28 protein-coding genes are annotated in these 25404 nt (G+C 45.8%); 17 read left to right on the top strand and 11 right to left on the bottom strand.

The window, feature by feature from the left end:
* Positions 1-104 precede the first annotated feature (104 nt).
* The 4 genes from trpC to FSB75_RS21085 all read right to left on the bottom strand — a co-directional run bounded on the left by trpC (position 105) and on the right by FSB75_RS21085 (position 3962).
* Complete coding sequence (trpC, locus tag FSB75_RS21100; RefSeq protein ID WP_146791507.1) at positions 105-881, bottom strand: indole-3-glycerol phosphate synthase TrpC; 777 nt, start codon at positions 879-881, stop codon at positions 105-107.
* Entirely contained in the window at positions 881-1873 is a 993-nt protein-coding gene (gene trpD, locus FSB75_RS21095; RefSeq protein ID WP_146791505.1) for an anthranilate phosphoribosyltransferase, read from the bottom strand. Before trpD ends, trpC begins: the two co-directional genes overlap by 1 nt.
* Positions 1874-1897: 24 nt before the next feature.
* Positions 1898-2470, bottom strand: coding sequence for an anthranilate synthase component II (locus tag FSB75_RS21090; protein WP_146791503.1), 573 nt, complete (start codon positions 2468-2470; stop codon positions 1898-1900).
* Positions 2471-2546: 76 nt separating this feature from the next.
* The gene (locus FSB75_RS21085; RefSeq protein WP_146791501.1) at positions 2547-3962 is read right to left on the bottom strand and encodes an anthranilate synthase component I family protein; all 1416 of its coding nucleotides are present in this window, start codon (positions 3960-3962) and stop codon (positions 2547-2549) included.
* A gap of 190 nt (positions 3963-4152) precedes the next feature.
* Here FSB75_RS21085 and FSB75_RS21080 point away from each other — a divergent pair, with 190 nt between their 5' ends.
* Positions 4153-4434, top strand: coding sequence for a GNAT family N-acetyltransferase (locus tag FSB75_RS21080; RefSeq protein ID WP_146791499.1), 282 nt, complete (start codon positions 4153-4155; stop codon positions 4432-4434).
* Positions 4435-4606: 172 nt separating this feature from the next.
* Here the strand turns inward: FSB75_RS21080 and FSB75_RS21075 are convergent, their stop codons facing one another.
* The gene (locus tag FSB75_RS21075) at positions 4607-5659 is read right to left on the bottom strand and encodes a hypothetical protein (RefSeq protein ID WP_227990685.1); all 1053 of its coding nucleotides are present in this window, start codon (positions 5657-5659) and stop codon (positions 4607-4609) included.
* 149 nt (positions 5660-5808) lie between these two features.
* On the opposite strand from FSB75_RS21075, the gene FSB75_RS21070 reads away from it, so the two are divergent.
* Positions 5809-6027, top strand: a complete 219-nt coding sequence (locus FSB75_RS21070) for a hypothetical protein (RefSeq protein WP_146791497.1) — start codon at positions 5809-5811, stop codon at positions 6025-6027.
* A gap of 121 nt (positions 6028-6148) precedes the next feature.
* Here FSB75_RS21070 and FSB75_RS21065 read toward each other — a convergent pair whose 3' ends face one another.
* Positions 6149-6538 (bottom strand): KGG domain-containing protein, encoded by a 390-nt coding sequence (locus FSB75_RS21065; protein ID WP_227990683.1) that lies wholly within the window; start codon positions 6536-6538, stop codon positions 6149-6151.
* 172 nt (positions 6539-6710) lie between these two features.
* On the bottom strand, positions 6711-6983 hold the full coding sequence (locus FSB75_RS21060; RefSeq protein WP_146791495.1) for an acylphosphatase: 273 nt from the start codon (positions 6981-6983) through the stop codon (positions 6711-6713).
* Positions 6984-7094: 111 nt separating this feature from the next.
* Here FSB75_RS21060 and FSB75_RS21055 point away from each other — a divergent pair, with 111 nt between their 5' ends.
* Both FSB75_RS21055 and FSB75_RS21050 read left to right on the top strand, forming a co-directional pair.
* On the top strand, positions 7095-7286 hold the full coding sequence (locus tag FSB75_RS21055) for a hypothetical protein (protein WP_146791492.1): 192 nt from the start codon (positions 7095-7097) through the stop codon (positions 7284-7286).
* Between the two features lie 41 nt (positions 7287-7327).
* On the top strand, positions 7328-7549 hold the full coding sequence (locus FSB75_RS21050) for a hypothetical protein (protein ID WP_146791490.1): 222 nt from the start codon (positions 7328-7330) through the stop codon (positions 7547-7549).
* On the opposite strand, the gene FSB75_RS21045 is transcribed toward FSB75_RS21050, so the two are convergent.
* Positions 7544-8065: a YdeI/OmpD-associated family protein gene (locus tag FSB75_RS21045; RefSeq protein ID WP_146791488.1), complete on the bottom strand. Its 522-nt coding sequence runs from the start codon at positions 8063-8065 to the stop codon at positions 7544-7546. The two genes, FSB75_RS21050 and FSB75_RS21045, sit on opposite strands and share 6 nt — an antisense overlap.
* 191 nt (positions 8066-8256) lie before the next feature.
* Here FSB75_RS21045 and FSB75_RS21040 point away from each other — a divergent pair, with 191 nt between their 5' ends.
* The 11 genes from FSB75_RS21040 to FSB75_RS20990 all read left to right on the top strand — a co-directional run bounded on the left by FSB75_RS21040 (position 8257) and on the right by FSB75_RS20990 (position 18531).
* A complete protein-coding gene (locus FSB75_RS21040) occupies positions 8257-9978 on the top strand; it encodes a MutS family DNA mismatch repair protein (RefSeq protein WP_172623249.1) in 1722 nt (573 codons plus the stop codon).
* Between the two features lie 18 nt (positions 9979-9996).
* Positions 9997-10368: a hypothetical protein gene (locus tag FSB75_RS21035; RefSeq protein WP_146791483.1), complete on the top strand. Its 372-nt coding sequence runs from the start codon at positions 9997-9999 to the stop codon at positions 10366-10368.
* A 5-nt stretch (positions 10369-10373) separates the two neighbouring features.
* Complete coding sequence (locus FSB75_RS21030; protein ID WP_146791481.1) at positions 10374-10706, top strand: hypothetical protein; 333 nt, start codon at positions 10374-10376, stop codon at positions 10704-10706.
* 26 nt (positions 10707-10732) lie between these two features.
* Complete coding sequence (locus tag FSB75_RS21025) at positions 10733-11008, top strand: DUF7710 domain-containing protein (protein WP_146791479.1); 276 nt, start codon at positions 10733-10735, stop codon at positions 11006-11008.
* Between the two features lie 36 nt (positions 11009-11044).
* Entirely contained in the window at positions 11045-12178 is a 1134-nt protein-coding gene (locus tag FSB75_RS21020) for a glutathionylspermidine synthase family protein (protein WP_146791477.1), read from the top strand.
* A 183-nt stretch (positions 12179-12361) separates the two neighbouring features.
* Positions 12362-14197 (top strand): aspartate--tRNA ligase, encoded by a 1836-nt coding sequence (gene aspS / locus FSB75_RS21015; RefSeq protein WP_146791475.1) that lies wholly within the window; start codon positions 12362-12364, stop codon positions 14195-14197.
* Between the two features lie 17 nt (positions 14198-14214).
* Complete coding sequence (locus FSB75_RS21010) at positions 14215-14478, top strand: DUF4258 domain-containing protein (RefSeq protein WP_146791473.1); 264 nt, start codon at positions 14215-14217, stop codon at positions 14476-14478.
* Positions 14479-14480: 2 nt separating this feature from the next.
* Positions 14481-14687, top strand: coding sequence for a DUF2283 domain-containing protein (locus tag FSB75_RS21005; protein WP_146791471.1), 207 nt, complete (start codon positions 14481-14483; stop codon positions 14685-14687).
* A 53-nt stretch (positions 14688-14740) separates the two neighbouring features.
* Positions 14741-15601, top strand: coding sequence for an alpha/beta hydrolase (locus FSB75_RS21000; RefSeq protein WP_146791469.1), 861 nt, complete (start codon positions 14741-14743; stop codon positions 15599-15601).
* Between the two features lie 332 nt (positions 15602-15933).
* Positions 15934-17610 (top strand): helix-hairpin-helix domain-containing protein, encoded by a 1677-nt coding sequence (locus tag FSB75_RS20995; protein WP_146791467.1) that lies wholly within the window; start codon positions 15934-15936, stop codon positions 17608-17610.
* A gap of 327 nt (positions 17611-17937) precedes the next feature.
* Positions 17938-18531: a hypothetical protein gene (locus FSB75_RS20990; protein WP_146791464.1), complete on the top strand. Its 594-nt coding sequence runs from the start codon at positions 17938-17940 to the stop codon at positions 18529-18531.
* 143 nt (positions 18532-18674) lie between these two features.
* Here the strand turns inward: FSB75_RS20990 and FSB75_RS20985 are convergent, their stop codons facing one another.
* The 3 genes from FSB75_RS20985 to FSB75_RS20975 are packed head-to-tail and all read right to left on the bottom strand — an operon-like array spanning position 18675 to position 24139.
* Positions 18675-22403, bottom strand: coding sequence for a sensor histidine kinase (locus tag FSB75_RS20985; protein ID WP_146791462.1), 3729 nt, complete (start codon positions 22401-22403; stop codon positions 18675-18677).
* Between the two features lie 23 nt (positions 22404-22426).
* Positions 22427-23197, bottom strand: a complete 771-nt coding sequence (gene mazG / locus FSB75_RS20980; RefSeq protein ID WP_146791460.1) for a nucleoside triphosphate pyrophosphohydrolase — start codon at positions 23195-23197, stop codon at positions 22427-22429.
* 3 nt (positions 23198-23200) lie between these two features.
* Complete coding sequence (locus FSB75_RS20975; RefSeq protein WP_172623248.1) at positions 23201-24139, bottom strand: DUF3667 domain-containing protein; 939 nt, start codon at positions 24137-24139, stop codon at positions 23201-23203.
* Positions 24140-24357: 218 nt separating this feature from the next.
* Here FSB75_RS20975 and FSB75_RS20970 point away from each other — a divergent pair, with 218 nt between their 5' ends.
* Together FSB75_RS20970 and FSB75_RS20965 are read left to right on the top strand one after the other, a co-directional pair.
* Positions 24358-25194 carry a hypothetical protein gene (locus FSB75_RS20970; RefSeq protein WP_172623247.1) on the top strand — a complete coding sequence of 279 codons (837 nt, stop codon included), beginning with the start codon at positions 24358-24360 and terminating at the stop codon, positions 25192-25194.
* Entirely contained in the window at positions 25194-25379 is a 186-nt protein-coding gene (locus tag FSB75_RS20965) for a hypothetical protein (RefSeq protein ID WP_146791454.1), read from the top strand. Before FSB75_RS20970 ends, FSB75_RS20965 begins: the two co-directional genes overlap by 1 nt.
* The last annotated feature ends 25 nt before the right edge of the window (positions 25380-25404 follow it).

Raw genomic sequence — 25404 nt, 5'->3', positions numbered from 1 at the left:
TTTTAAGCGATTAAACAATGAAGCAAAAGCAATCGTGGATATGCGCTCAGGCTGAAAACCGGAAGCGTTTAAAGATAGTATCGTTTGCTCAACCGGCATCGTTGTTACAACTGGTAAGTAAATTCTTTGAAGGCTTCCATCGGGCTTGTTTGTTTCATAAAATACTCGCCGATCAAAAAGCCTTTAAAGCCGGCCTGTTTTAAGTACTGAATGTTCTTCACATCGTTGATGCCGCTCTCGGCCACTTTGATAAATTTGTCATCAATCTGCTGCGCCAGCCGAACGGAATGTTCCAGGTCTACTTCAAAATTTTTGAGGTTGCGGTTGTTCACACCGACCAAACTTACGTCGTCGCAAACGTGTTCCAGTTCAGATTCATCGTGCAGTTCCAGCAACACTTCAAGGCCTAAATTTCTTGCGACTGCTGCCAATGATTTTACTTCTTGTGGCGAAAGGCAAGCGGCAATCAACAAAACCGCATCGGCGCCGTAAGCTTTGGCTTCGATGATCTGGTATTCATCAATTGTAAAGTCTTTGCGCAGAAGCGGAACGCCGTTGTCGCGTGCCGCAATTAAATCATCCAGCGAACCGCCAAAAAATTCATGATCCGTAAGAACAGAGATGCCCGAAGCCCCGTAAGAGAAATAAGCTTTTGTCACAATTTCAACGCTGTCGCGGTCGTTAATAATTCCTTTCGACGGCGACTGGCGTTTGTATTCGGCAATGATGCCGGTTTTTTTTTCATCTAAAATGAATTTGCGCAGCGATAATGTTTCTCTTTTGAAGAAACGTTCTTTCTCCAAATCGGCAACGGGCTTTTCAACCTTTCGTTTGGTAACCTCTGTTTTTTTGTGCGCAATTATTTTTTCAAGGATGTTCATTACTGAAGAGAAATTAATTTTTGAAATGAAGCAAATGCCTTTCCGCTTTCCAGGCTGTCAACAGCCGCATCATAGGCCGCGTTGTAATTTTTGAAATCGCCTGTGCATTGTAGAGCCATTGCTGCATTCGCAAGCACTACGGCATTCTGCGCCCATGTTCCTTCGCCTTTCAAAATCTTTAGAAAAATTTTTGCGGCTTCGTCAACGGTTGTGCCGCCGTAAATATCAACAGGCGACACCACACGCTTGCCAATCTGCTCTGCCGATAACACCTTCTCCCCTTCCTGCGTAATGACCTTTGTATCGTTCGTCAATGAAATTTCATCATAGCCATCAAGGCTGTGAATGATGGTAAACGGTTTGCCTTCCTGCTGCAAAAGATAATTGTAAATACGGGCCATTTCTAAATTGTAAACACCCACCAATTGAAACGAAGGTTTTGCCGGGTTTACCATCGGCCCGAGCATGTTGAAGAACGTACGGAAGCCGATGTTTTTGCGGATGCCTGCTACTGCTTTCAAAGCCGGGTGAAACAACGGTGCGTGAAGAAATGTAAAACCTGTTTCTTCAAGCTCCGCTTTTAGTTTTCCGTTTTCATTTTTGAATTTATAGCCCAGCGTTTCCATTACGTTCGACGCACCGCTTACAGACGTAGCGCCGTAGTTTCCGTGCTTGGCTACTTTCTTTCCGGCGCCCGCAACAATAAAACAGGAAAGCGTTGAAATATTGAAGGTGTTTTTTCCGTCTCCACCCGTACCCACAATGTCCATCACTTCGTAACCGTTCAAATCAACCGGCACTGCCAGTTCCAGCAAACCATCGCGAAAGCCTTGCAGTTCGTCAATGGTGATGCTGCGCATGAGATAAACAGTGACGAAAGCCGTTAGCTCTACATCGTTGTATGTGCCTTTGGCGATGTTGAGCATGATCTCTTTTGCCTGTTGGCGGGAAAGAGTTTTGTGCTCGAACAGTTGTTGTAATATTTTTTTCATTTGTCTAATTATCGAATTGTCAAATTAGCTTTTCAACCAGTTGCGCATGATGGTTTCTCCGTCCGGCGTCAACACGCTTTCCGGATGAAACTGCACGCCCTGCACATCGTAAGTTTTGTGTTGCAAAGCCATGATGTAGCCGTTTTCATCCTTTGCCGTCACTTCCAATTCCTCCGGAAAATTTTCATCACTGATTACCCAACTGTGGTAGCGGCCAATCTGAATTTCTTCGGGCAAATCTTTAAACAAAGGCGCATCTCTGTCCTCTACTTTGCACGTTGTGCTGATGCCGTGATAAACCGTTGAGAGATTAACTAACGTTCCGCCAAACGCTTCACCGATGGCCTGGTGGCCGAGACAAACACCGAGAATTGGTTTCGTTGCAGCATATTCTTTAATTAATGGCAATAACAACCCCGCTTCCGATGGTATGCCCGGTCCTGGAGACAAAATAATTTTATCGTAAGCCTTTACGTTTTCCAACGGAAGCTCGTCGTTGCGAAAAACCTCAACGTCAATTTCGTTTGAAACCTTCTTCACCAAATGAACAAGGTTGTAAGTAAACGAATCGTAATTATCAAAAACCAATAGTTTCATTACTTCATATTTTCTGTCAATAAGCTAATACGTCTTTCACCTTACGCGACACGCCACTTATTAACTTGTTAACGCATTAACCTATTACCTGTGCCCGTTCAATCGCTTTCTTCAACGCACCAAGCTTGTTGGCCACTTCCTGCAATTCACTTTCGGGATTACTGGCTGCCACCACACCTGCACCGGCTTGCAAAAACAATGTATTGGCTTTGCTCAACAAGGTGCGGATCATGATGGCGTGGTTGCACGAACCGTTGAAACCAACAAAGCCAATGGCGCCGCCGTAAAAGCTGCGCAGCGTCGGCTCGAAGTCGTCTATCAACTGCATGGCTTTGTATTTGGGTGCGCCACTTAACGTTCCGGCCGGAAAGGTTTTGAACAAAACTTCAAACGGATTTGCACCTTCTTTTACTTCGCCCGTTACTTCGCTTACCAAATGAATGACGTGCGAATAGTATTTCACTTCGCGGTAGTGCGTTACGGCTACATTAAAACAAACCGTGCTTAAATCGTTGCGGGCAAGATCAACGAGCATTACGTGTTCGGCGTTTTCTTTCGGGTCTTCCAACAATTCGCCGGCACGCTGTTGATCGGTTTCATCGTGCCCCGTGCGTTTAAAGGTTCCGGCAATGGGGTGCATCACGGCTTTGCCGTCTTTGATGATCAGTTGCGCTTCGGGCGAAGAGCCCATCAGCTTGTAATCACCGTAATCGAAAAAGAACAAATAAGGCGAAGGATTTACGTTGCGCAAGGCACGGTAAACGTTGAACTCATCGCCAGTGAACTTTTGCTGAAAGCGGCGGCTCAACACAATTTGAAACACATCACCGCGGAAGCAGCTTTTAATTCCTTTTCCCACCATTTGCCGGTAGTCTTCGTCGCTCATGTTGGTACCTTCTTCCTCCACTGTTTGAAAGGGAAACACCGGAACGTCTTTGCTGTTGATAAGGCTTTCAATCAGGGGCAATTCGCTTTCCAGACCGTCTATTTTATTTTCCAGCAAAAGCAGTTCATCGCGGTAATGATTGATGGCGATAACGTATTGATACAGGCGATATCGTGCGATGGGAATTTCGTTGCTCTTGTCGTTGCTTTTTTTGAAGCGAATGGTTTCAAAATACTGAACGGCATCAAAGGTGAAGTAACCGAACAAGCCCTGCGCAAACCGTGCTGCATTTTCATCTTCACTGCTTGTTTCAAATCCTTGCATGTAGTTCCAAAGGATGTTCTTCAAATCGCCGTGATTACTTAATGTTCTTCGTTCCGCATTTTCGTTCGGCAATTTAGTTTCAACGGTTTCACCTTTTATCTCAATGCCCCCAATAGCATTGATGCAGATAAACGAATAACTGTTCTCGGCGGCGTGGTGGTCGGTGCTTTCCAAAAGGATTGTATCCCGGAAGCGGTCGCGCAGGCGCAGGTAAATGCCCACCGGCGTGTACACGTCCGCCAACATCTTCTTAACCGTTGTTTCTATCTGAATTTTTTTCATGGCAAAAAAAAACCCCGCTTGTGCGGGGTTCTGAATATGTTTAAACAAACAATAGCAACGGTGCTACAGAACCCCGAAAGAGTTTGTATGCCACCACCACGTTTGATTGTTTTGAATTTTCATTTCGGTGCAAATATGCGGCGCATCCGTTATACGGGCAAAATATTTTTTTAGCTTTAAAAAAAATTCCATGCACATTCAGCATAAAGAAGGTCAGAACCACGGGACATTTTTTGTAGAAGACGACGGTGATATTGTGGCCGAAATTGTTTACGCAAAAGGCAATGAAAACAGCATTATCATCGAACACACCGAAGTGGACAAGGATCTCCAAGGCCACAACATCGGCTACGAACTGGTGCACAAAGTGGTGGACTACGCACGGCTGCACGGACTGAAAGTTTCGCCGGTTTGTCCGTTTGCAAAAGCGGTGTTTGACAAGCGGGCTGATTTTAAAGACGTGCTGATCTGAGTTGTATGCCTGTGTGGCCGAACTCTTGCGACTTTTTTGAATTACTGCCGCATAGCGAACAAGGCGTACAAGAGTGCGACGCAACAAAAGCCAAATGGATATTCTGGCTTCTGGCCCATAAAAAAATGTTGGCACAAGGCCAACATTTAAAAGTTTTTATAAAAATACTTACTCATTGGTATTGAATATAGATAGGCTTGGGCTTCAGGCTTAGCACCTGTTCGCGGCTCATCATTTCTTTTTGTCCGCTCTTCTCCGTATCGTTTACATAAAATAATTTGAAGCCCGTGAACTGCACCGGTTGCTCATTTATCCAATAGCGGTAGCTGCCTTTTTTCAAATCGGGAGGTCCCCAACCGTCCATGTCCATCACCACTTGCAACTCGGGGTGCAGCTTAATGTCTTTCGCATTGGTGACCATTCCTTGTGTAAAGCGGTGAATCATGAAAATCTTTGGCGGCAGGTTGTTCTTTTTTACAAGGTCTGTAAGGTAATCGCCCACCCAATTAATCTCCGATGCATCCAGCGTACCGATGACGGTGCCGGGCCTTTTGCCTCCTTTTCCGTTCATGGCAAATTCGGGGTCAATCCCCAAATGAACGTTGGGCATGGAAAGGTATTTTTCAAACAAGGGAATTTCCGATTTCAAATCGCTGAGGCCAATTTGCACGTCAATGAACACAAGCGCATTGATTTCTTTGGCCCAGGCGATGGTCGTGTCAATCCATCTTTGCGACAGGCGCATCCGCCATTTGTTATCTTTTCCGGGTGCGCCCTGCGCCGTTACAGCAATGTAATGCAGGGCGGGAATGGATTTGATGGTCGAATCAGCGTCGCTCCATTTTTTTACTTCACTCAAAAGGTTACGAATCATCGTATCCTTCGACCATTTGCCCAATGCTCCCATTTTTTTCGATTGCAGGTTGCCGTAGTAAGCCACGATGCGGTGAAAAGGAAGAATAGCGCCAGCCAAAGGCAGCGGCGCTGATTTTACCGGCCAGCGTCCCGACGAATCGCCGTTGGCCAAATAGGTCATCAGCCGTTGGTATTCGGCTGTGTCCAGCGGCTTACGATCGTTGCCGACCGCTGCCGATTGAACTTGATTGCTCTTTGCGTTTTTTGTTGAATCTTCTTTAACCGCAGAATTAGCGGAGCCGGAACCACAACTGGTCAGGAAAAATACACTCGCAGTAAGGGCCGGAAACCACAATTGTCGTACACGCATAGGATGAATTGGTTTTTTGCTTTTCGGTACAAAAAGGCGTTGCTTTTAACGGCTGCAAAGAAATGGTTATTCTGCATATTTAAAAACGCTTCCGCAAAAAGTTTTTGGATTTCTTGGCATAAGTTTTTTCCCATTTGTCAAAAACAGCCATGCAAGAAAATACAGACCCGAAACGAAACGTTCCGGCCGGTGAAGGCCGCAAAAATGACCCGCATGTAAGAGACGAAGATGCGCGGCAACCCGGCGTGAACACCCTAAGCAGTGCGCCGAACGATGAAGCAAATCAACACCTCACCCGGACGGCTTCGGATAGTTTTAGAAAAGACAGCAAAGGAGATGAAAAAGCCGACAAGAAGTTTGATGAATAAGAAGATGAAACGTGAATCGTCAATCGCGAACAGACAAAGCCTTAACCACAATCTATCGTTAGGGTAGTTGTGGCCTAAACGCTTCTTTCATTCACGATTGACGATTCACGTTTAACGAGACTTACTCTTCTGCGCCGTTGCGTTGCCGCCTTTGCCCTGAACTTTGCCCGCCTTTGCGTCCAATTTCACTCATGTGCTCGCGGTTCTGACTAACCATCTGCCCGCCTTTGCGTCCGGCCTCTCTGGCTTCGTCGCGGCTCCACTCGTGCGCCACACCTTGGCGGTGCGCTGCGCGGCCGCCTTCGCTGGCAATACGCTTTTGTTTTTCACGATCCATTGCAGCAAAGCCTCGGTTTGCTGTGCGCTTGCGGTCAGAGTCCTGACTGCGTTCTGCGCCATCGTCGCTGCTTGTTCTTGACATTTCCGGCATTCGTTGATTGTCAAAAGAAGAAGATTCGCGGTTACTTTGTTCCAAACCCCTGTGTTGTTCGGGTTGACCTCTTTCTGCCATAACGCTCGGTATTTAAACAGTTAACAAATATGCAGTTCAACCGAGGGTTGCAACAAAATGATGCCGCAGCCGGTTAAAGCGGAATAGTTGAGCTGGCGGGGATTTTTGGCTATACATCGCAACAATTTGGGGCGGCAACTGTGCAAGCAAGCTGAACAGATTTATTGAAAGATTACCCCCGGATAATCCGGAAATCGTTAAAGGGCTTTTCGTTAAGCGAGGTAACGGCAACGCTGCTAACAAGGGCTTTATCGGGCCCGCGTTTGCTCCATTCAATAAACTGCCTGATGGCGTCTTCATCGCCTGTGGCAAGAACTTCAACGTCGCCTTCCGGCGTGTTCTTCACCCAGCCTTTTAAATCCAGTGCTTTCGCAACGTCTTTGGCCGTAGCCCTAAAAAAAACGCCTTGCACTTTTCCTTTTATAACAAGATGAATCGTTGGCATAGCTCCTGTTTAAATATTCAATTGCTTCAAAGTTCAATTGTTTTGTTGAGTTCATGTAAGCTTTAAACGCCTGAATTTCCTCTGGCACAACATTTCCTTTTCTCTATAAAAATGAAACCGCAACAACAAAATACAGATGCCAAAAAGGAAAGCGCCGTGTACGTGCAAACACCCGATGGCGGCCAGCGCAACATTCCGACAGATCAACCGGTAAAGGAAGGCGACAGTGAATCGGGAAGGCAAACTGTGGATAAAACGCCAACCCAAAGCAGCAGCGAAGTAACGAGCGGTGAGGATGGATAGAAAGGAGAATTAAGAATTTGAAATCAGAAATAAAATTTATTATGGATAAGAACAAACAAAACAAACAGCAGGAAGAAACAAAAATTTATTTAACACCCGACAGCACCCTGCAAACTCCTGAAGAACACCGGCACGATCAAAGCATTGATCCTAGAAAGGACAACACACTTGAGGTATCGAACGATGACCTGCGCGAAACCGATGCTGATCGCTACCGCGATGAAGTAGCCGGAACAGATTACGCAGATCAAAGCGATTCATAAACCGAATTGCTGTTTTTCTTTTTTCTGCGCCCGCAACATTTCGGGAAAGCCCCAACCTTTTGAAAGGGCATTCACAGCCAAGGCAATTCGCTTCGCTTTGGTGGGTTCGGTTTTGGCGCTTTCAATCCATTTGGAAAAATAATTCTGGTGGCCTTTGGGCAAAGCGTCAAAGGTTTTCAAGGCTGCCGGTTCGTCGCGCAAGCATTCCATAAAGTCCGCGTTGACTTGAATCGGCTCAGTGTCTAATTCTAACCACACTTCTACTTCAGCGCCTTTTTGCTTTTTAATGCCTTTGCGGATGGTGGCATTCAGCGGCATAATAAAAACGCCTTCGCCCATCGGAATAAGCGCCATTTTTTCAACGACATAATCATCTATCCGGCCTTTCACCCGGTACGATGTTTTTACGCCGGGATTTAACTGGGCTGCCTGTTTTGCGGAGATTTCAATGTAGGTCCAGCCGGTTTTCTCGCCCTGCTTGTCAAACTTTTTGAGAACGGTGATGAAACGAAGCATGGCAACAGTTTTACCGCTAAGATAACGTCGAGATAAGCGGGACAAAACATCTTCTTTCCCGCAATTCATTACCGATAGAAGGATTCGCTTATTTTGCCCTTTTGAATTTCATGCAGGCAACACGGCAAGAGCAATACAGAAACGAATTAGAAAAGTATAATGTACTTCTTCGCCAATTGGAACAAAAACGAATGCGGCTCGGTTGGCTGCGGCTTGGCGTTTTTGTTGCAACAATTTTAATCACGTATAAAGTTTTTACAACCTACGGTGCGGCTGGTTTTCTTCCGGCAATCATTGGCTTGGCATCGCTTCTTTATTTGGTTTCGATTGACGTTGTTAACAACGCAAAAATCCGGAACACAAGAATGCTTATACAGATAAATGAAGAAGAGTTAAGAGCACTCAATCATCAATTTGGAAACAGAGAGGAGGGCCATCATTTTCTTCCAAAGGAACATGCTTATGCGGCCGATATTGACCTGTTTGGTCCCGCTTCAATCTTTCAATGGCTAAACCGTTGTTACACCGAGCAAGGACAAACATTGTTGGCGCAAAATCTCCTTCACGCACAGGCAACAGAACTTGTTTTGTTGCGGCAAGATGCGCTAAAAGAATTAACACCCATGCTCGACTGGCGGCAACAAGCGCAGGCATTCGCCATGCAAAAAAAAATTACGCTGGCTACCGAAAACAGGATTCAACACTGGGCAGCAGAAGAAGAAAAACATTTTCGCCATCGTGGTTGGAAGTTTGTCGTCATTGCTTACAGTTTCGTCACGCTTTCATCGGCCGTTGCGGCTATGGCGGGCTACATTCCGGGAACGATTTTCTCCGGCTTGTTTCTCATCTACTTAATTACTTCGGTTATTTTAAGCCGCAACACCGTAAAGCCTTACGTGCAGTTGGCCGGCATTGTAAAAGAAATAGCGGCGCTGCAAAATTTTCTTTCCTGGTTTGAAAAACCTTCGTTTACTACACCGCATTTGCAAACCTTGCAAAGAAGCATAAAGCCAGAACTTACTTCTGCAAGTCTTGCCATAAAAAAGTTGAAAGCCATTCTTGATCGTTTTGACCTGCGTGTAAGCATTGTGGGTGTTTTGTTCTTCAATCCGTTTTTGTTGTGGGACGTACGGCAAATGATGGCCTTAAACCGCTGGCGAAAAGAAAACAAAACCTTTCTTCCGCTTTGGTTCAAGGCCATCGCGGAAGTTGAACTGCTACACAGTTTCAGTACGCTTCATTTTAACGAGCCGCAATGGTGCTTTCCAAATCTTGTGACGAATGATTTTACGATTGATGGAACGGCCATTGGTCATCCCCTCTTACCCGACGCACAAAGAATAACAAACGATTTTGCGCTGAAAGGCAAAGCAAAAATTGATTTGATAACCGGTTCCAACATGGCGGGCAAAAGCACTTTCCTGCGCAGCCTCGGCGTGAACGTTGTGCTGGCGCAAACGGGTGCGCCGGTATGTGCCCGTTCGTTCACACTTTCGCCCGTGCAACTCATGAGCAGCATGCGCATTGCAGATAATTTGGCCGAGAACACATCAACGTTTTATGCCGAATTAAAGAAGTTGCGAACCGTTATTGAAGCCGTCAAAACGCACGAGCCGCTTTTTATTTTGCTGGACGAAATTTTGCGCGGCACCAATTCCTTTGACCGGCACAAAGGCTCGGCGGCGCTTATCCAGCAATTGATAAAAGAAGATGCCGTTGCCGTTATTGCCACACACGATGTAGAACTTGCCCAACTCGAAGAACGCTATTCTTCGTCCGTTGAAAATTATCATTTTGACGTAGAGGTGGAAGGCGAAGAACTTTACTTTGATTACAAGCTAAAGCCGGGTGTTTGCCGGAGCATCAATGCTTCGCTGCTCATGAAAAAAATCGGCATTGAAATGACCGAATAATTGCTTTTGATTAGATACATGAAAAAGTTTTTTCTTTCTTTATATCCCCAAATTTTTGCCATGCAGCGATTAAGCTTTTTACCCTTTTCAATTCTTTGCCTGTTTTTAATTTCTTGTTCAAACAGCGACGATAACGAAGACCTGACCACAAGCGTAAACAAAAACGGTTCGGTTGAATCGTCCATCACCGTTGCGCCACTCGACAGTACGCATCACGTACTTACTACACGGCACAAAGTCTGGGTCCATGACACGGTTTACAAAACCATCGAATACCGCGATACCTTGCCTTCGCTTGGCAACGAAATCACGACAGCGGAAAACGAAAACGGCGACACCAAAACCGTGAACGTGAAAAAAGATTACGAGGTCTACATTACCGTAAAGTAAGCCCTATGAAGAAATCAAAATACATCGAACTTGTTTTGATCACCGCCGCACTGGCTTCGTGCAACCAGCCAAAAAAAGACTGGCAAGCCGGCAGCAAAACCTACCTGCGCAGCGATACAACCGCGCCTTACACGAGAGCGCATCATGGCGGCATTGGCAGCGCTCTTTTGTGGTATTATGCCTTCAGGCCTTACGGCAATTATTATAACGGGACTTATCAACGTGCGGGATATTATTCCGGTGCCTTGCACGAATCGTCCAATATCGGCAGCAACGGTTTTAAAGGCGCTGTATCAAGAGGCGGATTTGGACGCGGTGCGTACAGCGTCTCATCGTAGTCACAACATAAAAGAAAAGAAAAGAAATGATTGAAAGTGTCTGGGTGTTTAATGGAGCTAATGCGAACTTCTCAAGTGGAATTTTTTTGGATAAATCCGTTGCTGATAACTGGATCAAGAAAAACAACCTTACTGGCATCTTAACATTGTATCCACTCAATAAGGGTGTTTATGATTGGGCCATTGAACAAGGGTTCTTTTCTCCCCACACAGATGCTCATTTCTCTCCAATATTTATTCAAAAATTTACATCAGCCAGTCAAGAACATTATCATTATGTCGATGGCCTGCTTGATAACTAAACTTTTGCTGTCTTTAGAAATCGTCTTAATTCATGTATGCAACGAATCAAAATAAACCCGCGAAACAACTGGCAAAAAGCCGTTGAAGGCCTTGGCTTTGGTTTTCACACCACCAATAATCCGTATTGGGATGAAAGCGCTTACTATTCATTTGAGATGGATGAAATCCTTGCCATTGAAAAAGCAACGGCGGAATTGTGGACAATGTGTTTGGATGCCGTGCAGCACGTGATGGACGAAGGTTTGTACGATAAGTTTGCCATTCCCGAATGGATCATTCCTTATATCGAACGCACATGGACGGAAGACCATCCCGCCATTTACGGACGCTTTGATTTGTGCTACAAGAACGGACAGATAAAACTGCTGGAGTTTAATGCCGACACGCCAACGAGTTTGTTTGAAGCCGGCATTGTGCAATGGTTTTGGTTGCAGGATTTCGACAAGACACAAGACCAGTTCAACAGCGTTCACGAAAAACTGATTGATTATTGGAAATACCTAAAGGCTTATCTCAATCCCGGCCCGCTGCATTTTACCTGTTTGAAAGAAACGCTGGAAGACCTGACCAACGCGGAGTATATGCGTGATTGTGCGATACAGGCCGGTTTGCAAACCAAACTTGTTTTTGTTGACGACATTGGCTGGGATTCAAACGCGAACGCGTTTGTGGACATGGAGAATGAACCCATCAAAAATATTTTCAAACTTTATCCGTGGGAGTGGTTGCTCAGCGATGATTTTGGAAAGAAAATTCTGGAAGATCGCAACCGTGCTTTTTGGATTGAACCTGCGTGGAAAATGATCTTGTCCAACAAAGCTATTTTGCCTATTCTTTGGGAACTCTATCCGGCTCATCCCTACTTGTTGCCTGCTTATTTTGAAGGCGACAAACTTACGAACTACGTGAAGAAACCCATCCTCAGCCGCGAAGGTGCCAACATTAACATCGTCCGCAATAACGACCTTCTTCAACACACCGAAGGCAGCTACGGCAAAGAAGGTTTTATTTTTCAAGAGTTGTTTGAACTGCCTGATTTCGCCGGTGTTTATCCTGTGCTTGGCAGTTGGGTCATTGGCCAGGAACCGGCCGGCATGGGCATTCGCGAAGCCGACAGCTTAATTACCAGCAACACCAGCCGCTTTGTTCCGCACCTGATTGTGCAGTGAGAGAATGGCGGATGAAAGAGGACGGATGACGGCAAAAAAACGTTGGCCGTTGACCGTTGCTCGACTCTCTCGGCCAACAAACAACGATCAACACCGTCATCCGTCCTCTGTTATCTGTCATCTTCATCCGTCATTCCTCATCTCTTCTCCGTCTTCTTATCTTTGCGCCCAATTGAAAAAATTATGTTCAGAACACATACATGCGGTGAACTGCGTTTGCAAAATGCCGGCACTGAAGTAACCCTGGCAGGCTGGGTACAAACCGTTCGCAAATTTGGCTCCATCACCTTTGTTGATTTGCGCGACCGCTACGGCATTACGCAAGCAGTTTTTGACGAAGAGTTAAACGCAGAATTGGATGCTCAACCGCTCGGCCGCGAATTCGTTTTGCAAGTGAAAGGCAAAGTGATTGAACGCAGCAACAAAAACCCTCAACTGCCGACCGGTGAAATAGAAATTGCCGTTTCTGCTTTCAGCATTTTGAATAAATCGGCGGTGCCGCCTTTCACTATCCAGGATGATACCGACGGCGGCGATGATCTGCGGATGCGCTATCGTTATTTGGATTTGCGCCGCGGCGCTGTAAAAAGAAATTTAGAATTGCGTTACGCGGTCAATCGTGCCACAAGAGAATACCTGCACCAGCAGGGTTTCATGGACATTGAAACGCCTTTCCTGATTAAATCAACACCCGAAGGTGCAAGGGACTTTGTCGTTCCTTCGCGTATGAATGCCGGTGAGTTTTATGCCCTGCCGCAAAGTCCGCAAACCTTTAAACAACTGCTGATGGTGAGCGGTTACGACCGTTACTATCAAATTGTAAAATGCTTCCGCGACGAAGACTTGCGTGCCGACCGTCAGCCCGAGTTTACGCAGATAGATTGCGAGATGGCTTTTGTGGAACAGGAAGATATTTTGAACATGTTTGAAGGTTTGATAAAATACATCTTCAAACAAGTAAAGGGGATTGATTATTTAGAGAAAGTTGAGCGCATGACCTGGGAAGATGCGATGTGGCATTACGGCATTGATAAGCCGGATATTCGCTTTGGAATGAAAGTGGCCAACCTGAAAGTAGCGCCGACGGTTTTTCTCGACAAACAATTCTTGCTTTCAAGCTCGCCGCTTGCAACGCAAAGCGGCTTTGGTGTTTTTGACAACGCGGAAACCGTTGTTGCCATTGCCGTTCCCGGCGCAGCCGAATACACCCGCAAACAACTCGACGAATTAACCGATTGGGTGAAGCGTCCGCAGATTGGTATGCAAGGTTTGATGAACATTAAGTTTAACGCTGACGGGAGTTTGAAAAGCAGCGTGGACAAATTCTTTAACGAGGAGCAATTGAAGGCCTTTGCTGCTTACGTTGACGCAAAACCCGGCGATTTGATTTTAATTTTGGCCGGTGCTGAGGAAAGAACCCGCAAGGCTATTTCTGAATTGCGGCTTTATCTTGGCGAACGTTTGGGATTGCGCAAAAAAGACGAGTTCAAACTGTTGTGGGTACTCGATTTTCCGCTGTTTGAATACGACGAAGAAGGCAACCGCTGGGTAGCACGGCACCATCCCTTTACATCGCCGAAGCCTTCGCAAATTGAGGAGATGATCAACAACAATCCTGTCATTGAGGCCGCGGCCGAGTATCTCAAACATCCGTATGCGAACATCAAAGCAAACGCTTACGACATGGTGTTGAACGGAAACGAAATTGGCGGCGGCTCCATTCGCATTTACCAACGCGAATTGCAGGAAAAAATGTTTGCGGCCCTGGGCATGAGCAAGGAAGAAGCGCAGCACAAGTTTGGCTTTTTGCTCGGCGCTTTTGAATACGGCGCACCGCCGCACGGCGGCATTGCCTTTGGCTTTGACCGCCTCTGTTCGATTCTTGGCGGCAGCGAAAGCATCCGCGACTTCATTGCTTTTCCAAAAAACAACAGCGGCCGCGATGTGATGTTGGACGCACCCAGCAGTGTTGATAACAAGCAGTTGGAAGAGTTAAACATTAAACTGGATTTGAAATAGCAATTGAGGGTTAGAAAGTGGAGATACGCATAGAACCGCATACCTTAGAAAAAGCAAAGGAAAGAGGAGCTTCGGAAAAAGAAATTATCGAAACGCTGCAGAGCGGAACAGCCGTAAAGGCAAAAGCCGGTCGTTTGGCAAAGAGCAAAATCTTTTCTTTCAATATGGAACGGTTGGGTAAGTTCTATGAAGAGAAGCAAATTCAGGTTATTTATGCGATTGAAAACAATGCAATGATTACTGTGACCGTTTACGTTTATTATGGAACATTTCAATCCTGATTATGCAGATATACTACAACAGCAAAACCGATTTACTTTACCTGCGCCTTGAGTCAGGAGAACAAACCGTGGTGAACAAGCAGGTAACGGAAGACATTGTTTTAGACATTGGCGAAGGCGATAAAATCATCGGCATCGAGATTCTTGACGCTTCTAAACACGTAAATCTTGAAAGCCTGATGCCGGTTGAGTATTTGAAAGCCGGTTAAAACTGAAAGGCCATTGTTCTAAACGGGATTCTTGTTCGCCCATCTTATCGCCAATGAAAAAACTATTTCCCTTATTCTTTCTTTTTGTTTTTGTTGCCTGTCAAAAAGGAACCGACAACACTGCTGACCAGCCGCTATCCGAGCAAACCTTCAACAACGTAAGCTACGGCAGCGACACGGCCCAGCGCATGGACGTTTATTTACCGGCAGGAAGAACCACAACAACCACCAAAGCCATCATCATGATTCACGGCGGTGCGTGGATCAGCGGCGACAAGGTGGACATGAATCAGTTTATACCGGTCATAAAAAGCCGGCTTTCCGAATACGCCATTTTCAACCTCAATTATCGCCTTGCGGCTTTGCCTTCCACCAATACCTTTCCCTCGCAGGAAAACGATGTAAAAGCCGCAGTGAATTTTATTCTTGGCAAAGCCGGAGAGTACAAGTTCAACACCGACAAAACGGTGATTCTCGGCGCTTCTTCGGGCGGACATTTGGCCTTGTTGCAAGCCTACAAAAACAATACGCCAAAGTTTAAAGCCGTTGTTGATTTCTTTGGTCCTACCGACATGGTGGGCATGTACAACGCTTATCCGTCCGGCTCTATTAACCAGTTGGGCATTCAACTGCTGATGAACGGAACACCGGCAACGAATGCAAGTCTTTATCAATCTTCAAGCCCGATAAACTTTGTTTCGGCAAGTTCACAGCCCACGCTTATTCTTCACGGCACGGCCGATCCAATTGTGCCGATCGCACAGTCAACGACACTCAAAACAAAACTGGAAGCCGCAGGCGTTTACGTGAAGATGATAACCTATACCGGCGCTGGTCACGGCGACTGGGACCAAGCCACTTTCAACGATGCTTATAACCAAGTAATCAGTTTTTTGATGGATAAGAATCCATAGGCAGAGAAGAAGATTTTTGAGCCAGAGGTTCGTCTATCCATTTGGCTGCTGTTGCGTCGCACTCTTCAGCGCTTTGTTCGCTATTGAGCGAGAGTTTTCACGCGGCGACGCAACGGCGCTGCGTCGTGGTTTCTTTGCGTCGTTGCGGGGAACTCTTCTGAGCAGCGAACAGGAAGTACAAGAGTGCGACGCAACGATGCTCAATGGAATTACAAAGGCCGGCAACATAAAATTCCTTTGCAGTGTTGCCTCTTCCCCTTACATGAAACCCAAAATCTTTTCTTTCTTTCCCTGCCTTCTTTGCTATTTTGCACGCACCACAATTTATCCAAATGGACAATTACGCGATAGCCGATCAATTCTCTTTGCTGGCAAAACTCATGGACATTCACGGCGAAAATTCTTTCAAAGCAAAGAGTTATTCCAGCGCCGCTTTCAACATTGAAAAAATAACCGAACAACTGTCCGCGTTACCGGAAGAAAAACTTTTTTCACTCAAAGGCATCGGCGATAGCGTGGGCAAAAAAGTAATGGAGATCATCCAAACCGGCGAGCTAAAAACTTTGCAGGAGCTGATTGCCAAAACTCCCGAAGGCGTACTGGAAATGATGAACATCAAAGGCCTTGGCCCAAAGAAGATCAACACGCTTTGGAAGGAGATGAACATTGACACAATTGAAGAACTGGAAAAAGCTTGCCGCGAAAACCGCATTGCGGCCGTCAAAGGTTTCGGTGGAAAAACCGAACAAAAGATTTTAGCGTCCATTGAATTTGTGCGCACCAACGAAGGCAAATTTTTGTACAAACACGTGGAAGATTTTGCGCTGGCACTCACGCAAAAGATTGAGCAAAAGTTTCCGGCCGAAAAGACGAGCCTCACGGGTGAATTCAGGCGACAGATGGAAATCATCAGCCAACTGGAATGGGTAACCACGGTTTCAAAAGAAGCCTTGAAAAACTTTCTAAGCGGTGAAGGCATCTTGCTGCTCCAAGAACTATCCGACTTGCTCGTGTTTCGTGCGGAAGATTTAGTGAACCTTGAATTTCATCTTACCACAAAAGAAGCCTTTGCAAATACCTTGTTGGAAACGAGCAGCAGCGATGAATTTCGTTCCGCGTGGAAAAGTCTTTCAAACAAAGCCGAAGGAACAACCGAAGAAGAGTTGTTTCAATCAGCAGGACTTTCTTTCGTTCCGCCTTTTTTGCGCGAAAGCAAAAACATTCTTCAAAAAGCGGCGACACAAAACGTTGAAGACCTTGTGCAAACGAACAGCATCAAAGGACTGATTCATTCGCACAGCAACTGGAGCGACGGCAGCAACACCCTTGAGCAAATGGCCGAAGAACTGATTCGCCTCGGCTTTGAATACCTCGTTATTTCCGATCACTCCAAAGCCGCGGGTTATGCCAACGGCTTGTCGGAGCAAAGAATAAAAGAGCAACACAAACTCGTTGACAGTCTCAACAAAAAGTTTGCGCCGTTTAAAATTTTCAAAAGCATTGAATGCGATATTTTAGGCGATGGCACATTGGATTATGACGATAAAGTTTTAAGCACATTCGACCTTGTTATCACCTCCGTTCACAGCAATTTGGACATGGAAGAAGACAAAGCGATGATGCGGCTGATGGGCGCCATCACCAATCCTTACACAACCATTCTTGGCCACATGACGGGACGTTTGTTGTTGCGGCGAAAAGGTTATCCCGTTGATCACAAGTCCATCATTGATGCCTGTGCAAAGCACAACGTGGTCATTGAAATCAACGCCTCGCCCAGCCGCCTTGACATGGACTGGCGCTGGATTGATTACGCCGTGGAAAAAGGCGTGTTGCTTTCCATTGATCCCGATGCGCATTCGCTGGAAGAATTTCGTTACGTGAAATACGGAACGCTGGTGGCGCAAAAAGGCGGCTTGCCCGCGTCGAAGAATTTGAGTTCGTTTAGCCTTGCGGAATTTGAAAGGTTTTTAGAAGAGCAACGGAAGAAACGACCGGGCAATAATTGATAGAATCCCGGTCAATGTTTTTTGAAAAAGAATTTTCATGTAACCGGCTTCAGTAATTCTGTTGAGCGTCTGTTGCGTCGCACACTTGTGCGTTCGGGAAGGCCATTCGTCAGTCTTTGAACACAAAATCAACTGCTGAACGCGGACAATAAACGGCTTCGTTTTTTAAGTTGTTCAATTTACATTTGAAAACATTCTTGTTCAGTTTTTGATTGATAACCAAGTATAAGTTGAACAAGAAGATGCGGATAATAAATGTTGGTGGCAATTAGGTGGACATCTCCGATTGTGCAAAAAACCATGACGCTGCATCCCTACTAAAAACTTATGAGACTTTTGATATTCAGCTTATGCTTCTTGATTGCCTGTGGTTCGTATGGACAGACAAATCCTTTTCAAAATCTCATTGACACAGCTCTAAGTGGACATGGTGCCGTGTTCATCAGTTCCAAACCCATCAAGAACATTCAGCTTGACCAGAAAGAAATGGAAACGTACTTCTATTTTTTCAGAGACTATGCCCACAAGGTTCTTGATACTACAATGCTTGCCGAAATCATTCAGAACTCAAAAATGCCAGACACGACGCTTTGGCAAGAAAGTGAACTAAAGAATTATATTCTTGTAAATAGCAGAGACGAAAACGTTTCGAAAAAGTATATCCTGCAAAAGCTTGCCTTGACAGACAAGAAACAGAAGAAATTCTATAGCAAGCAAATAAACAGCTACAATTCTGCTGACCCATACAACAGAAATCTGTTTTACTTTTCACGACCTGTCTTTGACAAAGAGGCAAAATATGCAGTTGTTCAGTGGGACAATGCTCATAGTAGATTAGGTGGTGGAGGCGGCATCGTTTTGTACCAGCTTCAGGGTTACAGATGGAAAGAACTTGGAACAATAATGAACTGGAAATATTAACTGCCACCAACAGTGCATTGCCAAAAGTGGGGCTGAAGAATGAAGGCTGAACGACAGAACATTATTAAACTTATGTGCTAAATTTAAGCTGACGAACCGCTATTGCCCCACCTTCTGCAATGCGTTGACGTTACCTACATTCCCTACTCACTCACAGGCAGCCTCACATAAAATGTCGTACCCTCTCCTTCTTTTGTTTGAAACCAAATGCCGCCGCCGGCTTGCTCCGCAATGCTTTTACACATGGCAAGGCCAAGTCCTGTTCCGGAGGTTTTGGTGGTGAAATTGGGCGTGAAAATTTTTGATTGCATCTCTGCCGGAATGCCTTCGCCGTTGTCGGCAACGGAAATAATAACAGTTTCGTCTTCTATACTTTCGCCAATGGTTACAATGCATTTTCGTTCTTCCGAACAGGCGTCCACTGCATTTGTAAGCAGGTTGGTGAACAAGCGGTTCATCTGCGTTTTATCGGCCATTACCCAAACGGGACCAAGCATGGCCTTCCATGTTAACTCAATGTGCGGGTTGGCATCGTATAACGACACAAGCGAACCAATCACGCCGTGCAAATCAATCTTCTCCACACGCTTGTTGCCGATGTTGGCAAACTGCGAAAAGTCGGCGGCAATTTTTGCGAGGTGATCAATTTGTTCAATCAGCGTACCCGCAACGTTGGTGGTTAAATCTTTCACATTGGGTTGGGCCGTTTGAATGGCGCGTTGCAAGTATTGAATGCTCAACTTCATCGGTGTGAGCGGGTTCTTGATTTCGTGCGCCACTTGTCGCGCCATCTCACGCCAGGCGCCTTCGCGTTCGCTCTTGGCAAGGGCTTCGGCGCTCTGTTCTAATTGCTGCACCATCTTGTTGTACTGCTTTACCAGCTCGCCAATTTCATCGTCCTTCGTCCAGGTAATTTCTTCGTTGGAGCGCCCCAGCGTAATGGCTTTCATCTTTTCGCCAATCACCGAAAAGCTGTGCGAAATGCGGTTGGTGATGAACAGGGCAATCACACCGGCAATCAAAAAAATAAAGGCATTCAGGTTAATGATCGTCACAAGGAAATTTGAAATTTCCTGGTTCAATTCAATTTGCGATGTGAAAGAAGGAATGTTCAAATACACGTAAGGTTCGCCGTTGTTGTTGCGAATGGCGGTGTAGATGCTCAGGTATTCAAGTTGACCGGCTTTTTCGTTTTGTACTTGCTGCACCGCATCACGGGTGTTCAGTTCGTAAAAGGCACGCGGGTGCATCTTTGTGCTCAATACGCCGCGGGTGTAAATCATTTCATCTGAAGTAACCTGGAGCGTGCCTGACAGATCGTACAGGTTTACAATCACGCCGTGCACGTCGGAAATTTCCTGTATCACGTTTCGCATGGATTGCCGCGAGGCTGAATCGGAAAAATTCAGTGCGTTGTTTATCAGGAGGCTGTCGTCCTTCACCCGCTTTTCCATTTCGGTTACCGCGCTGCTCGATACGCGGCTCAGTCGGTCAACGTTGTTGCGCTTGTAGCGGGCGGCAAAAAACTGAATGGTGGCAACGCCGATGATGAGAAAAGAAAGCACCGAAATAAAGATGATGGTGGCGTGGATTTCTGTGCGAATGGTGAGCCGGGAAAAAATATCGGATAGCCTTCGTCCCCGTGCAAGCTGCACCAGCAAACCCGCAAAGCGCAACAGGCCCACCATAAAAAGAAAGGCGCAAAAAAGATAAGAGAACAGCGTAATGGTTTCAATAAACGTGTCCCGCTTTTTTGCAATGACCACAACTTTTTGCTTGCCGGCTTTGAACCAAAGTTCATCGTTGTCATCGTTTTGCACCTTTTCAAACTCGCCGCTTATTTGAGCCGAATTGATTTTTGTGGGGAAAGCGTACTTGCTGCTATGATTCCAAAGTTTTTGGTCTTTGTAAATGGCGTAAGCGTATTGCGAAGAATTTTCCAAATCGTTTTCACCGCCGCGAACAAACAGGTTTGGATAAAGCTCGTTCTTCTTTTGAAATTGTCGCGGCGCCGCCACGATGAACAGTGTGCCGAGTGCTTTGCCGCTGTCGGTAACTTCCCGCTTTGTGATGTACACAAACTGATCGGGCATTGTTTCGTAATAAAAAAGATTGTTGACAACCGTTGGCTTGCTTTGCGAAGCCAGAATATTGTTCAGCGCTTCGTAGGTTTTTTCTTCGCCGTTGTTCACGGGCTGCCTTGTCGAATCAAACACGTAAAGACTGGTGGCGTACGAGCCGGAGTAACCAAGAAGATTGTCGTTGATGATGCTGTCGCGCAGCAATTTGTTACCCGGCTCGTGATAGAAGCGGCTAAAATTGGCCCGCAAAAAATCGTTGTTCAAATAAGCCAGCGCCACTTGCAGGGAATGTTCTTTTGCGGGATCGCTTAATTGATCGTATTTCTCGGCAATCTCTTTGCGGGTTTCCCATTCGCGTTCGCGGTTGCCCTGCAAGATGAGGCCGGCAAGCGAAACCGAAAACACAAACAGCCAAAACAAAATGCCCGTCACCGTCATTCGAATGCGGTTAATGATCAGTTGCTCCCGGCTCAGGAGCAAGGTGTAAAGCACAAGCCAGGCCAATACCGGAAGTTGAAAAAGCACAACGGTGTTCCCGCTGCGGAGCGTTAAATAGGTAAGTCCTACAACGGCCACTACAAAATACAAATGCAACAGATTGGGAAAAGCGCTGAGCGAAAACCGAAACAACAAACGCGAAAAATAATAATAGCTGAGCGTTAACAGCGCCAGCACGATGAAACCGAAGAATGAATAAATATTCAAGCTAAAAAAATCGGTAACGTCAAAGGAGATTTTTGAATTGGTAACCAGTGCGTGCACCACGCTGGCCAGTTGAAACGTGGTGTAGATCAAGACAAAGATGGCCGCCACTCCCGCAACCAATATTCCTTTTCCTTTTAAGGGCCGCGGCAAGCGCTTTACCGGCCCGAGACTTGACCAGGCAAACAACATCAGCCAACATAAAAACAGGGAAGTAATGAGCAAATCGCCGAGCGAACGGTTAAACGAATCCGACGCATAGTTCGTAGGATCGAACAAGGAAATTTGCCGCAGCGATAACAAGCCGGGAAAGAAAAACAGCAGCAGTCTGCAAGACGCCAGGATCAGCGCCAATACAAAAACGGCTGTTACGGCGCCTCTTTTTCTCCTCACCGTTTCTACCACTAAGTGCAGGTAAACCAGAACCAGCAGCAGCGAGAACATGCGCAGCAGAAAGGTTACCGCATCGGTGTTGTTTCCGTTTTGTCCCGAAGCCTGCGTGATGTAAAACAGAACCGGACCGCTTACCGAACGCACAGCAAATTCCGTTGGCAACTCGGCAATGGTAATTCGGTTAATCGCGTCTTCATCGTATGCAAACTGCGTCTGCGAGTTTTTGGTTTCAAGGTAAAATTTATTCAGCACCGGGATCAACGCATAGGCCATCATGTTGCTGGTGATGCCCGGTAACGCAAGCTTTGCTTTTTGCACCACGTAATACCCGTTCAGCAAGTGCTGAAAATAAAGGCTGTCCGGCGGCGAAAAATTGGGTGCAGGCGGAATGATTTCCTGGCTGTTCCAAAAAAGAAGGTCCTGGTTATCGGTGAGGGTTTCGGCAAAAACAAAAAGGCCAAACTTTTTCTTTTGCACCTTGTCAAATTCTTGTTCAGTTTCAGTATGGCTGATCAGCTTTCGCAACAGGGCTGTATCGGCCAGCAAATCTTTCGCTTCTTTTTCCCGCTTTTGCACGTAATCTTCCAGCTCGCGGCGTTGTTGGGTGACAGAAGGCTTTGATTGAAAAAACCACGTGGATAAAAAGGAAAGAGCAATCAGCACAGCCGCCGTCACGAGCAGGCTGCTCTTAGGCAAATGCTTATGAACTTGAGAGAGCTTCAATCGTTCTGTCGTTTGATTTGATTCCAGATAGCGTCCATTTCTTCGAGGCTCATTTGCGCCAGTGGCTTGCCTCCGCTTAGCGCTTTTTCTTCCATCTGTGTAAACCGTTTGGTGAATTTTTTGTTGGTGAGCTCCAACGCATTTTCGGCGTCAAGGTTCAAAAACCGTGCAAAGTTCACCAGCGAAAAAAGCAGGTCCCCAAACTCCTCTTCTATCTTTTCTTGTTCGCCGGATACAATAGCTTCCTGCAACTCGACTTCTTCTTCTTTTACCTTTTCCCATACTTGATTTTTGTTCTCCCATTCAAAGCCTACTTGTTTTGCTTTCTCTTGCAAACGCATGGCTTTAATCAATGCCGGCAAGGTTTTGGGCACTCCCGAAAGCACCGATGTTTTGCCTTCTTTCATCTTCAGTTTTTCCCAGTTGCGTTTTACGTCTTCGTCGGTTGAAACTTTTACGTCGCCGTAAATGTGCGGGTGTCTTGCAATGAGCTTTTCACAAATGCCGTTGATCACTTCTTCAATGGTGAACTGCGACTGCTCGGTTCCAATCTTTGAATAAAAGACAATGTGCAGCAAGAGGTCGCCCAATTCTTCTTTGATGCCTTTCCAGTTTTCGTCGGTGATAGCATCGGTCAATTCATAGGTTTCTTCCAGCGTCATTTGCCGCAGGCTTTGAATGGTTTGCTTTTTATCCCACGGGCATTTTTCGCGCAGGTCGTTCATGATGTTCACGAGCCGTTCAAAAGCCTTTCCGGTTGCTTGCATAACTTATGATTGAAAAAATGAAAAGAGGGCAAAGATTAAAAACAAAAGCATAATGAGGACAAAACCAAGGCAGTTCAGGATTATGAATTTGACGAAGGTTTTTTTAAAACCTTGCTCGTAAAACCGCCGCATTTCAATGAACAGGTAAACTGGCCATACCAAAAAAAGCAAGCCGGTGAGAAAACCAAAAACACTCCAGCCCGTTGCATCTTGCAAACCGGAAAAAGCAAAACCCACCAGCATCAGGATAAAACTGAAAATGTAATGGTACAGCGTAAAAACGGCATGATCGCTGTAAAAAAAAGTCTTGCGCCGGATGTATAAGAGTTTTAAAATACCGGCAAAAAAAGGCAGTGAAACAAAGAGCAGGTACGGCAGTTTGTGTAAAAAGGTTTCGAGAAAAACCTTCAGGACTTCGTCGCTCTCTCCGTATTTTTCTTTGGAGGTAAAAAATTGATGAATGATGCGCCTGGGAAACCATCCATCCCGCTCGGCTGTTGGCAACGATGCCTGAACCGAATCATAATTTTCCAGCGACGTATAGCTTCGGTTGCCGAAACCAATGGATTTATGCCAACCCAGGGAGTCTGGATTTACGGGATTGAGCGTGTCACGCAGATAGGCAATTCGCCTTGCGTACTCCGAATCGGCGGGGTTCTTCTCCAGGTGTTTTTTATAACTCTCAATTAATTCTTTGCGTTTGTCAACACCAGGTTTTTCGCGGTGGTTTTTTTCGCCTACGTTAAATGTTTTCACCGAAAAAAACACGAGAAAAAAGACCGCAGACGTGAAGAGATACATGCGAATCGGGTCGAGGTAGCTCATTCGCTTACCCTGCACATACTGTTTAGCAACAAAGCCAGGCCTGGTAAAAATGTAAAGCAGGGTGTGAAAGAACTTACCGTCAAAATGAAGCACGTCATAAATAAAATGCTTTGCCAATGGCAAAAAGCCTTGGTGGGTAAGAACATTTTCTTGTCCGCATAGGTGGCAAAAACGTCCGTGTACTTCTGTTCCGCAGTTAAGGCAATTCTTTTCTTTTCGTTCGGGCTGGTGGCTCACGTAAAATTTTCTTAAAAGTAGCGACAAATATCGCACTTCACCGAATGCGGCAAGCAGGCTTGCAGCAGTGTGTTTATTTTTGAGCAAACAATATCTGAATGAAAAAAGTTTCCGGTCTTGCGCTGCTGTTTTTGTCCTTTGCCGCTTCTGCACAGTACTATTACAAAGACATCGTTGGCACAAAAGAAAGCACCGAGTTGATTCGGTCGTACAGCAACAACAAGGTGAAAACCGTAACGCTAAAAAGCTATACGATAAATAACACACCGCTTGCGGACTTTAACGTTCAACAGGAATTTTTATTAGCGCAAAAAGCTTTGCAAACCGTCACCAAATCAGAATACACCAGCCCTTCTTACCTGACGACCTATGTGGATGCAAACGGGAGAATCACTAAAACAACTGATTCAACAAACGGCCTTGTGAACACAACCCTTTACACATACAACAATGCGGGAACGTTAAACGCGGTATTGTTTGGGGCCGGCGACAGTCTTACAGCTACGCAAACCGATGACCACCTTTGGCAATACGACGCACAGGGGCGTATTACAAAAATGTTGCGTATCAAAAACAAAAAAGACACGGCCGTTGTAAGCTTTAAGCTTGACGATGCAGGCAACGTAATTGAAGAACAGGAAAAGCGCGGCGTGCTGACCGAAGAGCCCTATTACTACTATTACGATAAAGCAGGCCGTTTAACTGACATTGTTCGCTACAATAAAAAAGCCCGAAAGCTTTTGCCCGAAAGCATGTTTGAATATTCAGACAAAGCGCAGGTTACGCAACGTATTACCGTGCCGCAAAACAGCGATGACTACCTCATTTGGCGGTATGCTTATGATACCAAAGGATTAAAAACAAAAGAAGTCATCTTTAACAAGCAAAAAGAACAAACGGGAAAAGTGGAATACGTTTATACGTACAGCAATTGATGGAATACATTTACCTGGGCGATAAAAACACCGATCAAACTTTACGAAAGCAAGCTTGTTCTGCTGTCCGAAGAGCCGGTAAATGCATTCGTGGCAAGAACGGTTCGATGCTTGTTGTTTTTGAAGACGGCAAAGAAAGAATTATTGTCGGTCGTTTGCTGCGGAAGATTAATCACACCCAGTAATTCAAACAAACTTTATAAAATGCTT

It is taken from the genome of Flavisolibacter ginsenosidimutans (assembly GCF_007970805.1).
Classification (GTDB): domain Bacteria; phylum Bacteroidota; class Bacteroidia; order Chitinophagales; family Chitinophagaceae; genus Flavisolibacter; species Flavisolibacter ginsenosidimutans.
The sequence above is the reverse complement of the archived record's forward strand: the minus strand, read 5'-3'. Positions and strand labels throughout refer to the sequence as shown.